Annotated in this window: 16 protein-coding genes and 1 pseudogene; 6 read left to right on the forward strand and 11 right to left on the reverse strand. The window is 36.0% G+C overall.

Features of this window, described 5'->3' with window-relative positions:
* Window positions 1-21 precede the first annotated feature (21 nt).
* The 9 genes from KO524_RS12340 to KO524_RS12380 form a co-directional block, all read right to left on the reverse strand.
* Complete coding sequence (locus tag KO524_RS12340; RefSeq protein WP_219294483.1) at window positions 22-387, reverse strand: heavy-metal-associated domain-containing protein; 366 nt, start codon at window positions 385-387, stop codon at window positions 22-24.
* Between the two features lie 149 nt (window positions 388-536).
* Window positions 537-893 carry a hypothetical protein gene (locus tag KO524_RS12345; RefSeq protein ID WP_219294484.1) on the reverse strand — a complete coding sequence of 119 codons (357 nt, stop codon included), beginning with the start codon at window positions 891-893 and terminating at the stop codon, window positions 537-539.
* Between the two features lie 214 nt (window positions 894-1,107).
* Window positions 1,108-2,904 carry a cytochrome-c peroxidase gene (locus KO524_RS12350; RefSeq protein WP_219294485.1) on the reverse strand — a complete coding sequence of 599 codons (1,797 nt, stop codon included), beginning with the start codon at window positions 2,902-2,904 and terminating at the stop codon, window positions 1,108-1,110.
* A 69-nt stretch (window positions 2,905-2,973) separates the two neighbouring features.
* A complete protein-coding gene (locus KO524_RS12355) occupies window positions 2,974-4,482 on the reverse strand; it encodes a hypothetical protein (protein WP_219294486.1) in 1,509 nt (502 codons plus the stop codon).
* Between the two features lie 265 nt (window positions 4,483-4,747).
* Complete coding sequence (locus KO524_RS12360; RefSeq protein ID WP_219294487.1) at window positions 4,748-5,179, reverse strand: VOC family protein; 432 nt, start codon at window positions 5,177-5,179, stop codon at window positions 4,748-4,750.
* A gap of 26 nt (window positions 5,180-5,205) precedes the next feature.
* Window positions 5,206-6,063 (reverse strand): SRPBCC domain-containing protein, encoded by an 858-nt coding sequence (locus tag KO524_RS12365; protein ID WP_219294488.1) that lies wholly within the window; start codon window positions 6,061-6,063, stop codon window positions 5,206-5,208.
* 32 nt (window positions 6,064-6,095) lie between these two features.
* Entirely contained in the window at window positions 6,096-6,587 is a 492-nt protein-coding gene (locus KO524_RS12370) for a DUF4199 domain-containing protein (protein ID WP_219294489.1), read from the reverse strand.
* A gap of 18 nt (window positions 6,588-6,605) precedes the next feature.
* Window positions 6,606-7,061, reverse strand: coding sequence for a DUF1569 domain-containing protein (locus tag KO524_RS12375; protein ID WP_255555254.1), 456 nt, complete (start codon window positions 7,059-7,061; stop codon window positions 6,606-6,608).
* A gap of 69 nt (window positions 7,062-7,130) precedes the next feature.
* Window positions 7,131-7,556, reverse strand: coding sequence for a DUF1801 domain-containing protein (locus KO524_RS12380; RefSeq protein WP_219294490.1), 426 nt, complete (start codon window positions 7,554-7,556; stop codon window positions 7,131-7,133).
* A 404-nt stretch (window positions 7,557-7,960) separates the two neighbouring features.
* On the opposite strand from KO524_RS12380, the gene KO524_RS12385 reads away from it, so the two are divergent.
* From KO524_RS12385 to KO524_RS12405, 6 genes and pseudogenes are all read left to right on the forward strand, one after another.
* Complete coding sequence (locus tag KO524_RS12385; RefSeq protein ID WP_219294491.1) at window positions 7,961-8,557, forward strand: Crp/Fnr family transcriptional regulator; 597 nt, start codon at window positions 7,961-7,963, stop codon at window positions 8,555-8,557.
* A gap of 199 nt (window positions 8,558-8,756) precedes the next feature.
* Window positions 8,757-9,005: pseudogene (locus KO524_RS15470) on the forward strand (GNAT family N-acetyltransferase); the annotation flags it as partial.
* A gap of 45 nt (window positions 9,006-9,050) precedes the next feature.
* Window positions 9,051-9,926 carry a pirin family protein gene (locus KO524_RS12390; RefSeq protein ID WP_255555259.1) on the forward strand — a complete coding sequence of 292 codons (876 nt, stop codon included), beginning with the start codon at window positions 9,051-9,053 and terminating at the stop codon, window positions 9,924-9,926.
* Between the two features lie 231 nt (window positions 9,927-10,157).
* Complete coding sequence (locus tag KO524_RS12395) at window positions 10,158-10,592, forward strand: META domain-containing protein (protein WP_219294493.1); 435 nt, start codon at window positions 10,158-10,160, stop codon at window positions 10,590-10,592.
* 264 nt (window positions 10,593-10,856) lie between these two features.
* Window positions 10,857-11,513, forward strand: a complete 657-nt coding sequence (locus KO524_RS12400) for a hypothetical protein (RefSeq protein ID WP_219294494.1) — start codon at window positions 10,857-10,859, stop codon at window positions 11,511-11,513.
* 171 nt (window positions 11,514-11,684) lie between these two features.
* Window positions 11,685-12,389, forward strand: a complete 705-nt coding sequence (locus KO524_RS12405; protein WP_219294495.1) for a DUF1003 domain-containing protein — start codon at window positions 11,685-11,687, stop codon at window positions 12,387-12,389.
* A 45-nt stretch (window positions 12,390-12,434) separates the two neighbouring features.
* Here the strand turns inward: KO524_RS12405 and KO524_RS12410 are convergent, their stop codons facing one another.
* On the reverse strand, window positions 12,435-12,890 hold the full coding sequence (locus KO524_RS12410; protein WP_219294496.1) for a GNAT family N-acetyltransferase: 456 nt from the start codon (window positions 12,888-12,890) through the stop codon (window positions 12,435-12,437).
* A gap of 56 nt (window positions 12,891-12,946) precedes the next feature.
* Entirely contained in the window at window positions 12,947-13,855 is a 909-nt protein-coding gene (rlmF, locus tag KO524_RS12415) for a 23S rRNA (adenine(1618)-N(6))-methyltransferase RlmF (protein ID WP_219294497.1), read from the reverse strand.
* Window positions 13,856-13,865 lie beyond the last annotated feature (10 nt).

The raw sequence follows: 13,865 nt of genomic DNA on the forward strand, positions 1-13,865 counted from the left end.
ACTATGCGTTTTAATTAAATGTTATTTGGTTGCTTTACTGTCTTTTATTTTACGATCGTATTGACAACAGCCGTGTAACTTATTATAAACTGCATCTGCTGCAATAAATTTTTCATTGTCATAACCCACTTTGGCTACACGCTTTAGGATTTCGTTGGTACTTGTCTTGTCCTTATCGTATATTATTGTAGCGATTTGAGTATTTTCATTCCACGTTAATTGCGCTATATTTTTTGCATAGGCAGCTGTCTCAATGGTTTTTTTACACATACTGCAATTGCCATTAATAGTAACGGTTTCTTTAGTTTGATTTTTGATTTGCGCTTTGGCGATAGTGACTGATAGCAATAGCGTTATCACCATCAATAGTTTTTTTATTGAATTCATTTTTTTGCTTTTTTGAATTACGAAACCCTAAAACACAACAGTATTGCAAGCTATAATAGCTCTAACTGCAGATAAAGGGGTATAAATTTTTGAATGATAAGTCCTACAGACTTGAGATTAGACAGACCATGGGCTGTCAATAAAGAAATTTAGGCTATTTTAGGTGGTAGCCAGATAGATCGGAAATCGGAAGAAATAAAGATTTCAGAAAAATAAAATTTCTGCGCTTTTTCGGATAAATCAAAAAGAGCGGCATGGATTGTTTGAGTTAAAAAAATCGGTGTAGAGCTGGTGTACACTGTTGGACATCCACAAGATGTTCCCGCACAACTGCTGTCGCACTGGTGTTCTTGATGTTTCGTTCCTTCGTCTTTACAACAGTCTTTGGTTCCCGATTCTTTGGTACAACATGACATAACGGAATCCATTCCAGCCGCATACGATTGCGTAGGACCTGTTATAAGCCCTAAAACAACGATTAGCAATATGAATATCTTTTTTGTCATCTCAGCAAATATACTTTAAAAATGAATCTAGCCTTGTTAAATTTCTTGTAAAAACTTTCTTTTTGGGTTATTCATTCAAGTATTTCGCTTTTTCTTCGTTGTGAACCGCCTTTTTTAGCGTTTATCATTTACTAAAATACCGCAGCAGTCTATTCTAGCGAATATACTACTGCGGTATTTACAATATTAACCAAAAACAGCTCAAAGCCTTTTTTTAAGGTGAGGTGTCGTTTAATGTCTTCATAAAAAGGATGATATCCTTTATTTCTTGGTCTGTTAATTCCAAAGGAGCGTCTGGCAATGTTTGACTCTCTACATCTAATCCCAATCCTATTCCTCCGCCTTTATTATAAAAATCCATCACTTCTTCTAAGGTTTCGTATACACCATTATGCATATAGGGAGCACTTTTTTCTATGTTCCGAATTGTCGGTGTTTTAAACGCATGTTTTAATTGTTTTAAATCCGTATTAAACACATACCTCCCTAAGTCATCGTCAAGTACGGTACCGGCTTTGTCCTTGGGTACCCCCAGCACTTCTTGTTCTGAATTGGTAAAGAACGGCGGTAAGGTTCCATTAAAAACAGGCATAAAATGACAAGTAGCGCATTTGGCTTTACCTACAAACAAATTAAAACCGCGCTTTTCTTGATCATTTAAAGCCGACTTATCCCCCCGCATATAACTGTCAAAGCGCGATTCAAAAACCGCTAAAGAACGCACATAGGATGCCAATGCATTTTCTAATTGCCAAGACTCAATGGGTTTATTATTCCTGTAAACCGTATTAAAGGCCTTTTTGTACTTGTCGGATTGATTTAAGAAGATGGCAATTTCCTCCAAATTTCCATGCATTTCGTCCTTGTTGGTGATCACATCAGAGGACTGACTCTCCAAAGTGACACTTCTCATATCCCAAAACTGTCCGTGGTAATAGGCAGCATAGTTTAAAGAAGGTGTGTTTCTCTTTAACGGTTTTCCCTCTAAGTCCAATGCCGTTTTTAAACCATCTGTAAAAGCTTTGTCGGCATGATGACAATCTGCACAACTTCGATGACTGTTCTTCGATAAGTTTTTATCAAAAAACAGTTCTTTGCCCAAAGCTATTTTAGCGGGACTTAAGTAATAAGTCGAATCGGGTAAAAAAGCGTTTAAATTAATCAAGTCCTTGGCAAAAAGGGAGGCTACACGGCCGGGAACAACTTGATTTCCCTCGTGAAAAGGAATTTTCAATTCCTGTTGTAAAGAGACGATACCCTGTGCTATAGGCTCGAGATTGTCGGTTATAAAGTCTAAATAATTAAAACTTTCTTTGGACGGATTACCGTTACAAATAACCATGCTTTTATCCAATAACTCTTGTAACTTACTATAACTATTCGCATCTCGCCATTTACTCGATAATGCTATAACTTCTTTGACCCCTCTTAAACTAGCTGCTGCTTCAATAAATTGAAATTGACTTTCCGGTGTATCAAAACCCGTTATACCCAAAGCGGTGATTTGAAACACCTCCATCTTTAAAGCTTCCAAAACAAGCGTTTCATCAATGGAAATGACTTCAAAGTTTTTTCGAGCACTATATGCAAAGTTTTTTACCTTCTTAGATTCCAAAATAAGCTTTTGCTGCTCTGCTGATTGATAAATGGGAAATAACAACTCCTCAACTACCTGAAATCCTTCGGCTGGAATAAATTTATTTTCATCCAAATCCAATTGATCTAATGCCGGACCATTTAGTGATTTGTTCGTATGTGGCAAGAAATAAGCGATGGCCCACTCCACTTCTTTATAGGCCAAACGACTATCTATAAAGGCTTGTCTAACGACGGTACTGTCTTTATTCTCACGCACACTTTCGATCAGTCTATCAATTTTTAAATCTAAAGTATCTACTTTTTTAATCAAGTAGGTATTAAACGAAACATCTTGATAAATCGTCGAGTCTTTTTTGCAACCGGTCAACAACAAGAAAAAAATACTGAATATGATATATTTAAAACTCTTCATCTTTTATAAAAAGACCTCTAGAGGTATAGAAACTAAACCAATAGAGGTCATTAAAAATTATTTATTACACTATTTCTCTACATTGCGAATCAATACTACTTGTCCACCTTCTTTGTTGGTATTTACTCCTGCTTTATCTGCATTGGAAAACGCGTCTTTTTGCCAAGTGTGTGAGTGGATGTTTACTGAGAATGTATTTGGAATTCCAATCAAATCGGACACATCTTCCATAGCTCCAAACTCCCAAGAACCGAATTTATTTAGATTACCCGATTGGTTGTATTTTTCATTCCACGCCGCATCGCCTCTATTGTGTTTCATGTTTAACCACGGTTTATAAGTACCGTCGGCTATTTTGTATTGCCAGATATAGGAATCGTGTTTCGCATCAGCATAGTAGGAATCCCCATCTTCTTGAATATAAACATAGTTTTCAGTAACACATAGATTATCCGGATTGATTAGGTTGTTTCCAGGATTACTATCGCCTTCTGCCGCTAAAGACAGTTTACCCGTCAACATATTAGATTTGTCCAATACCAGTTTATAGACGCGTCCCCACATGGTATATCCACTAACTGGATTACCTCCACTAGCCTGACCTGTCGCTGTAAAATAAATTTCATTTCCTTTGTTAGCGCCCTTTCTATAGTCCACATCCTCAACACGAGAGAAGCGAATCACTCCCAATTCCATGTTTTTTTGATTGATTTGAGCGCCTGTCAGGTTTTTAGCATCCGGAATCTCCACAAACTCTACGTCATATTGATTTCCTTTGGTAATATCCATTTCAGTATATCCACCAGATTTGCGTTTTAACGCATATAACTTTCCATTTTGTAAATCACCTCTACTTCCAACATACATCAACAATTGGCCTGCGCTTTGATGATTGGATGCATATCCTTGATCTTCTCCAATTAATATCAAGGTTTTTCCATTGGAAACATCAACGGGTAATGGAACGGCATTCTCCATACTCGCTTTACCCAAAGCAGGTAAAACGCGATCTGTATTGGATTTTAAACCCGCAGATCCAAGCGGATCTATAGCGTGTACCATACTTTCTTCTCCCGATTCACCGGCAGTTAAAAAAACAGGTCCAAAACCGTGAATCTCCGGTTTGGCTAAAGTAGCTGAACACAATCTAGTGATTCCTCCAATACCATCAACTATATACTCTCCACGAACGGGTTTAAATGACTTATCAAAATATACTCGGGATACCGATTGCATGATTTCGTGATTGGTAATCATCATAAAACCTTCACCACTCGGATCTTTCATAAAACCAGCTCCATCTGGTTGCCCTCCAAAAACAAAATCAGGAGAATCTTTTAATTTATCTTCACTGGAAATCAAAGAAAAAATTTCGAGATTAGAAAAACCTGGCATCGCAAATACAAATGCTGGCGTCATCGAATGATTTTGTAATACCACAGGGTTTTTGCCCGGTTGCGGCACCACTACACCCGGTTCTACTGGTTTTAACGAATTGGTATCGTCATTACAACTGATTGCTGTAGTCGAAACTATGAGCCCCATAACCCATAAAGATAATTTGTAGTTCATTTTCATTTGTGTAATTTATTTTTAACAAACTTAGGCGTCTTAAATCACAACAACTTTAACTCACTGTTACAAAATCTTTACAAACTATGGGGAAATATTAAGAAACCGATCTTGTTTAGATTGGTTATGCGTGATTTGGGAATCCAAAATTAAGCAGAACGCTTAACCAACATATATTAATAAAAAACGCAGGGGAAAATCCTGCGTTTACCAACTGCGAAAAAGTTTGTGCGCAAATTCAGCAATATGCGAATTGACAAAACACAAACCGCTATTTATTTTTACCGTCGAAACTCATCATCCAATTGATGTTAAACTTATCGGTTAGCATACCGAAATAATCTCCCCAAAATGTATTTTCGAGAGGCATCGTTATCTTACCGCCATCGGCTAAGGCTTTAAAAATTGCATCAGCCTCCGCCTTGCTTTCCGCCGATACAGAAACGGAGAAATTATTTCCTTGAACAAAGGCTGGCGCCCATGCTCCCCCTGTATCACTTCCCATCAATATTGAAGTACCGATAGGCAGTGAAACATGCATGATTTTATCCTTATCTGAGTCTGCTACTTGATAATCATCGCTGGCTGGCATATCGCCAAAACGTCCGATATAATTAAATTCACCACCAAAAACAGCTTTATAGAAAAGAAAAGCCTCTTCACAATTGCCCTTAAAATTTAAATACGTATTTGTTGTTGCCATAATATTTACTCGATTTAATTAATAGATTACAATGATGGAATTTCCGATAATTCTTTCACTTTTTTAAGTCCCAGCGGAAATGCGTTGTCAAAAAAGTCCACATAATCCGGGCTTAGATCAACCTCAACGGTCAATAGTGTTTTTCCCGCTGATTTTACTAAAATATAATTTTCAAATGCACCAGACCAACGTTCGGTCTTTTCGTTTATCGGTTGTTCTATAAAATCAGTTAATTCACCCAAATGTTGGAAATAAATGCTCTTATTGGGTTTAGAAAACACCACATCGGCATACATACCCGAGCCACCTACCGATAGAAAGTGTATGCGACTTCCCACATCTAAAGTGCCTTTATAATAAGCTCCCTCACAAAAAGCAGCCGTCCACAAGCCGTAGGTCTTTTCGCCAAATAAGGTTTTCCATACCCTTTTTTTTGAGGCGCTTATTTCAATTTGATAAGTGTGTTTACGAATGCCGTAAACATAATTTTTTAACATCGCTATATAGCCATCCCAACCCATTTGATAATTCTCTGGAGCAAATTCTGGACCTGCATCAGCAAAATTTTCCAAACCCTCGTGTTGTAATACCACTTTGGTGATACCGTCTTTTTCTTCCAACAACCAAGTCAACAAACTCTCTCCTTTACTATGACTAGGATGTGTCCATGTATGGGAAAACTTTTTATTGGGTTCAATACTCTTTATAACGCATTGATGATGAAATAATTTTGCAGTTCCCGGTTCATAAAAATTAAAGATTTTCCCAACCTCTAATTCAAAATCCGGTATGTCAAAATACCATTCACCCATTTGAATTTTATCGGTTAAAGCCTTCCAAACTGACTCAACATTTGACTTTATATTAATTTCTGATGTAATCATGTTTTTTAAACTTTTTAAAATATCAATGTTTTTTAAACTTTTGCCTTTTTGGTTCTAATAAACACCATGGCGATTGCCGTGGTTAGTATTCCCATAATCAGTGCACCTATAGCGCCTTGAGTTGCATAATTTGAATAATTGAATTGAGCCTCGGCAGCTGAAATAGTCTTATAATACCCCAATTCCACTGAGCGTTTAATCACGTTCGGAAAATACTCTGGTGTAATTACAAATGTGGTAATCCACTGTGCCAAAGGACTCAGCATAGCAATAAAAACAGTCATTATTAACCCGCAAACAAAACCTTGACTATAACTCATTTGCCCGTTATAAAAATTTTTCTTTTTATCTTTTAAAGCCAATACCATCATGTAAATCGCTGGAATGGCAAATAAATTGGTTACATAAAGGTGGTAGTCGATATAGGTACTGTGCAAACCAATCAGTTTCTCCAACACCATCCATAGCAAGCCCATTAAAGTAAATAAGACCGCCCATTTTATTTCAATTCTAATCGAATTCATAAGGTTATTTCTAAATAGTTAAACACCGAATTGTGTTAAATGATGATCTAAATGTTTGTAAAACATATTGTTCCATTCCGAACCGGATAGAGCTCCAAAAGAATGCGACTCTTTTTTATCGAAATAGGCCTGACCCAAATGCTGAGTTTTATTGATATAATCAATTAATCGTCCTTTTTCAAAAGCGAAGTCCTTACTTTCTTTTATCTTAAATTCAGGTCCCGTTGGAATGTTTTTTTTATAAGGTTTTTCATTAACTACAGCATCTTTTACTATCCAGGTCAATATCATCCTTTTAAAAGCATGGGGTCTTGGATGTATGTTACCGTAAATAAATTCATAAGTGACGTTGCAATGCGCTAACATTTGCCCAACACTCATCTTTCCCCATAAACCTTGAGACTGTTTATCCAATTCGTTAATCCGCTTAATAACCGCGTCTGAAACCTCTTTATCAAATATGTTTTTTATCATTTTACTGTAATCAATCTTAGTTATTTCAAAGTTATATTATTATTCAATAATTTAAAAAAAACGGATAATTTATTCCTTTTTATATGTATTATTTAAAAAACTTATGGTTTCACGAATCAAATTCTCTAAAATTCGAACATCAATATCGGTTAATTTCTTAATATAAATACAGGCTTTTCCCATTTTGTATTTGCCCAAATCCTTTAAGAGGTATTGATGCTCGTCCATACCCGTAAATACATAAAGCGAAATCGCCGCTTTACGAGGAGAGAAACCGGTGAGCGGTGCATCGCCCTCATGTCCACTTGCATATTTATAATGGTAGTGACCAAAACCAATAATAGTCGGCCCCCACATCTTTGCGGGTTGACCCGTGATGTCTTGCATTAATTGGATTAAGGCATAACTATCTTGCCTCTTTTGTTCGCTATCCACATAAGAATTTATAAAATCCATTACATCAACATCGGTCGCATTCGTTTTATTTTTTGCCATTTTTATAAGCGGTTAATTTGTATTGATCAATCTATCTTATAAGCCTGATAGATCCGCGGTTTGATTTTATTCAAACCAGCCATTTTATCTTTTCGCGTTTTACGTTCGGTACTTTTTGTTTTATTCTATAGCTGCAGTTTTTAACTGCTATTATGGTTTAATATATGCCCTAGCTGTAAGCAGCTCTTTTCACCACCTTGTGTTTAGTCGTTATTTTCGAAAGCACCCTGGTACAGCCCTAGCAAAAAACAAATATAACGCACCTATAGACAGCTACAACTCATAATTTAATAATTAAAAATCACCAAGGCTAAAGATAGTACAATAAGCACGGCTTTAGTTTGATTATATTAAAATTTTAAATTGAGTATATTTGTATTACCCGCACGATAAAAGGACATTAAATGACTCAGCTTGGAAATTTAAAAACATATATATTGACCAATACCGATGTAACGGAGGAGCAGTATAAAGAATTAGAACACCTGACCTATTCACTCCAAGTAAAAAAAGGAAGTGTTTTACTCGAACAAGAGCAGGTATGCCACCGATCTTTTTTTGTATGTAAAGGATTACTGCGTTCGTATACTGTTGACGAAATGGGAAAAGAACACATCATTCAATTTGCTTCCGAGAATTGGTGGATAGCTGATCGAAGCAGTTTTTATTTTGACGAACCCTCACAATTATTTATCGATGCCATCGAAGACACTGAAGTGGTGTATATCGAAAAAGCTTTCCTGTCAAAATTGGAGGAACTATCGAAAAACTACAGCCGTTTTAACACCCTAGCTTTACAGAAAAACATTCGACAGATGCAGAAGAGAATCAATTATTTGCTCAGTGCTACTGCTGAAGAAAAATACTTAGACTTTATTGAATCTCATCGTTTACTCACTTTGCGTTTGCCTTTGCATATGATTGCCTCTTACCTCGGTATTACTCCTGAAAGCCTGAGTAGAGTTAGAAAACAATTAGCACTAAAAAATTTTAAGAGCTAAGTCAATCCTTAATTCCGTGGAATCTCAAGTGTTTCCTTGAAAGAGCATTTAAGTAACCCAAGATCATTTTCGTGTTCTTTTTGTGACTATCGTATATAGTTTATACGATGTCCACAGTTTCTAAACCTGTATTTCTTACCATACATCAAGTGTTTTGGCTTGTATAGTGACTAATTTTACTATACTAAAAAACAACAACATGGAATATACTGTAATACACAACAAAACAGACAAACGCTTTGAAATTCACTTAGATGGAAAAGTGGCATTTGAACAATACGAATTGTTTGAAGGCGGGATTGCTTATACCCATACCGAAGTGCCCGATGAATTGGCAGGAAAAGGCATTGCCTCCTATATAGCCAAATACGTATTGGATTATGCACAAGAACATCAACTTAAGGTTAAGCCCTACTGTCCTTACATCAATGCGTACATAAACAAACATCCGGAATATCAAAGCAATTCTTTATTTCACAACAAAAAAACGATTATGAAAACTAAAAAAATAGAAGCTGTATTAGCACCAGCTCCAGCGCATATGGTTGGAGATGGATTTAGGGTGCACAACTTTATTCCTTATGGACGAGGCATGAGTATGGAGCGTATGAGCCCCTTTATCATGATGGACTATAATTCTAAATATTATTTCCCACCTACCGATGAATTAAGAGGAGTTGGTGTACATCCGCATAGAGGTTTTGAAACAGTGACAATTGCCTATAAAGGAAAAGTCGCACACCACGACAGTTCAGGAAATAGCGGTATTATAGGAGAAGGAGACGTACAATGGATGACCGCAGCATCGGGTATATTACATAAAGAATACCACGAACAACAATTTAGTAAAGAAGGTGGTGATTTTCAGATGGTACAACTTTGGGTCAATCTACCCGCAAAGGATAAGATGTCCCAACCAAAATACCAAGGCATCTTAAATAGCGAAATCACCAAACACCAGTTACCGAATAACGGTGGTATTATTGAGGTTATTGCAGGAGAATACGAAGGAACCGTCGGAGCGGCTTCTACTTTTACTAGCGTGCATTTAATTAATGCGAAACTGAAAAAAGCTGCCTCAGCGACATTTAGCTTTCCAGCGCATTACAACACAGCGCTCTTAGTCATCGAAGGCAGTATCCGAGTAAATGATTCGGAAAATGTAATGCAGGATCACTTTCTTTTGTTTGCTAACGAGGGTGAAGAATTTACTATAGAAGCCTCTGAAGACGCTATCGTTTTAATCTTAAGCGGAGAGCCTATTGATGAACCCATCGTATCTCATGGACCCTTTGTTATGAATACACAGGAAGAGATTATTCAAGCTTTTAACGATGTCAATATGGGTAAATTCGGTTTCCTAGAATAAATAAAAACGGCTTTATAAGCTGTTTGGTTTTAACTATAATATAGCCACTTTGCTACAAAATAAGTAGTTTAGTGGCTATTTGCATTCGTTATCTCTATCGAAATGAATACTTTAGTATTAAACCCTTTAATAACTCACTAATAATACTACAGTCCGATTAATAAAATAAAAGGCTAATTTCTATGTATTTTACTAAAAAAATTATAAATTAGTGGCTTAAATCATTTTTTTATGAAAAACCACTTATTATTATTCGTTTCAGTTTTAGCATTATTCATTACATCTTGCTCGTCTATGAAAAACACTAAAAAATCAGCCGATCTTTATGACGCAACTTGGGAACTAGAATATATTTCTGGTCCACGTATTGCATTTGAGGGATTATTTCCCAACAAAAAACCAGTAATTAAGTTTGATAAAGACTCAAATAGAATTTCTGGGAATTCAGGTTGTAACGGTTACAGCACTTCTTACACCTTAAAAGATCAATCCCTTACTTTTGGAGAACATGGAATTAGTACCATGATGCATTGTGAAGGTGGCGGGGAACAAACATTTTTAAAAACCATTATACAGATAGATTCCTATTCTATCGATCAGGATGGTAAATTAAACTTAAAAATGAAAGACATCCCAATGATGAGGTTTAAAAAAGTAGACAAATAAGAACTACAACTTAATTATTGCATAAAAAACTTTAAGGTTACCCCCATAGTGCGGTAACCTTTTTTATTGATTTTTAGCTAGAAAATCACGCTTACTGAGAATAATGTACAAATCTTATAAGATTTCAAATTTACGCCACTTTAGCCTTTGCTATTGTTGTTTAAAATTCGTTAATTGTATGCTTTATAAGCTTTTAAACTGCCATTTCTGTATTGCGTAATTTCCTATTTCCCTTAACTGGAATATAAATGTAAATAATTAAACATGATTAAGAAAATTGATTGGGTACGGTTGGGAACCTTGGTTTTTACCCTAATGTTTATCGGTAGTGCGGTATTTTTTGAAATTTTTGAATTGGGTACCCTTCCCACTCAAGTATTTGGGGCCTTGCTCGGTGTTGTAATCACAGCAATCATCACCGTATTGCTATTACAAGGCCAGACCAAAAGCGAGGAGAAAAGAGAAATACACCTGCTGGTTTTTGAAAAAAAACAAGAGGTTTATTTTGATTTTCTAAATAAGTTTAACCACATTTTACAAAATCAAGAGTTTCGCATTCACTTAGACACCAAAAAAACGCAAGAATACAACGATATCAACCTACAAGATTTGCTTTTTGAATTTGGGTATTTACAAATGCATACATCGGCAGTGGTATTTGACCAAATACTCGAGCACATGGGGCGTTTACTCGAAGCAAACAATCATTTACAACACAATTCAAATGGGGACACCGCTGCCATAAAACAGTATTACAATAGTTTAACCAGAGAATATTTCGCCATCATAGCCTTGCTAAAAACAGAATTATATCCAGAAAAAGACAAAGAGGTTGATTTGCAAAAAATCAATACCATACTCCAACATTCTATGGATAAAGGTGTCGCTAATTTGAATAAAAAACAGTCGATACCGACTTAATAAACCCTTCAACATATTCGATTTTAATTTGGCATTACCACTTAGATTTCAATCAACTATAGCGCACTAAAATAAAATCACACAGCTTAAAGAACCGCTAAGTTGTCTTTATAACGAATAGAGACCAAAAAGACGGAAAACAATATCCCACCCTTCTAAATAAAAACAAAAATGGAAATTAGCCACATCAACAAAAAGGAGATTCCAGCAGGCGAAGAAATACAAATCAGAGAAATCAGAGAGGGTATTTTTAATTTACTCAAAAAAGATTTTCCCCATTTGGAAAAACACGATTTCATTACCTTAACCGAGCTTAATCGATACAGACGTCTTTACTTAACTTCTTTAATTACTCAAGAGAAGGGAGAATTGGCTGCGATTGATATTGACGTGATGTCGGCCATTCAAAATAACTCCATATTGTCTGAAAACATTCAAGAAGAGATAGAAGCCGAACTGACCCTTGGACAAAAACTCGCCGATCATGTAGCTGCTTTTGGCGGGAGTTGGACTTTTATCATTACATTCTTTTTATTTATTCTCGTATGGATGTTAGTAAATATTTGGTTTTTAGCTACTAAACCCTTCGACCCCTTTCCGTTTATACTACTCAATTTAATACTATCGTGTTTGGCTGCTATTCAAGCGCCAATCATCATGATGAGTCAAAATAGACAAGAACAAAAGGATCGAATTCGAGGAGAACACGACTATAAAATCAACCTCAAAGCAGAACTGGAAATCAAACTTCTCAGTGAGAAAATGGATCATATTCTAGTACATCAAAACAAAAAATTACTAGAAATACAAGAAATACAAACCGACTACTTAGAGGATTTGATGAAGGAGCTTAAGGGATTAAAAAGCGGCAAATAAAAGATTTATTTTATAGGACATTTGCCGCTGGGAGAAAACATTTCTTTATGAGGAGGTGGATAATTTCATACGCAACAACGGATATGCACGACCTTGATCGTCTTTATCCGTTCTTTCATATACTATAAATCCCATTTTTTTATAGAATCCAACAGCATCGGTATTCTGTTCATTTACATCTACTCGATCTGCTTCCAATACAGTAATAGCAAAGTCCAACAGGCTTTTACCTAATCCAATACCAAAGTAATCTGAATCGATAAACAGCATCTCAACTTTTTTACCATCAACGGCTATAAAACCTATAACGACCTGTCCTTGCATCAAACAATACACTTCCAAAGAATTAAAATCAAATTGTTCTAAAAAGATTTTTATCTCTTGAAAGTCCTGTGGTTGTAAGAAGTCGTGCGTAGCCAAGACAGCCTTTTCCCAAACCCTTAAAATTTGAGTTTTATATACCTCCTGATATTTTTCGATTTCAAAATTCACTTGTGTCATAAAGCACCTAGGTTTTATTATATAAAGTTATAAAACAATAACCATATAAACACTATTTAAAATTTCCAAGCCACAATTCTACTGATTTTATTTCCTTGCTCCATTTCTATAATTTGCATTTCTGTAGCACCCACTTTATGCAATAATCGTTGTATCGATTTTAAGTGATTTTGATCGGAAACCAAAGTGGTAAACCATTTTACTTGAGCACCAAAACGTCTGCTCTCGTAGATATAGTTTGTTATAAAAGTCAATTCACCACCTTCACACCAAAGCTCGTTACTTTGTCCTCCAAAATTGGGCGTTGGAGCTACGACAGATTTCTTGCCGAGGTTTTTGATTTTTCGAGCACTTTGCTTGGCTGCATCTTCCTGAGATTTAAAGAAAGGAGGATTGCATATTACGGCCGTAAACTGTTCTTGTTCTCCGATTATGTTTTCCAATATATTTCGCGCATTCGGTTGCAAACGTACACTAACGGTAGATTTTAGATGCGGATTGTTGCTTACTATATTTTCGGCAGATGCTAAAGATTCTTTATTGATGTCCGAAGCTACAAAACGCCAACCGTATTCTGCAACACCAATAATCGGATAAATGGCATTGGCACCTACTCCTAAATCCAATATTTTAACGCTATTTCCCGTTGGTACCACCCCCGCATTATAGGTAGCCAATAAATCGGCAACATAGTGAATGTAATCCGCTCTTCCTGGTATAGGCGGACATAAGTTGTCTTTAGGTAATTCCCAATACGTCAATTTATAGTCGCTCATCAACAACGCCTTGTTGAGCAACACCACTGCCTCGGGTTTTGAAAAATCTATAGTATCTACTCCAGAAGGATTTTTGATTATAAACGGTATTAATTCTGGAACAACCGCTTTTAAACGGTCAAAATCATATAATTTATTGTGTTTATTTCTAGGGTGTAATTTCTTTTTGTTTGGACTGCTATCTTTCATCTCCTTTATT

Source organism: Flavobacterium sp. NKUCC04_CG (assembly GCF_019345525.1).
GTDB lineage: Bacteria > Bacteroidota > Bacteroidia > Flavobacteriales > Flavobacteriaceae > Flavobacterium.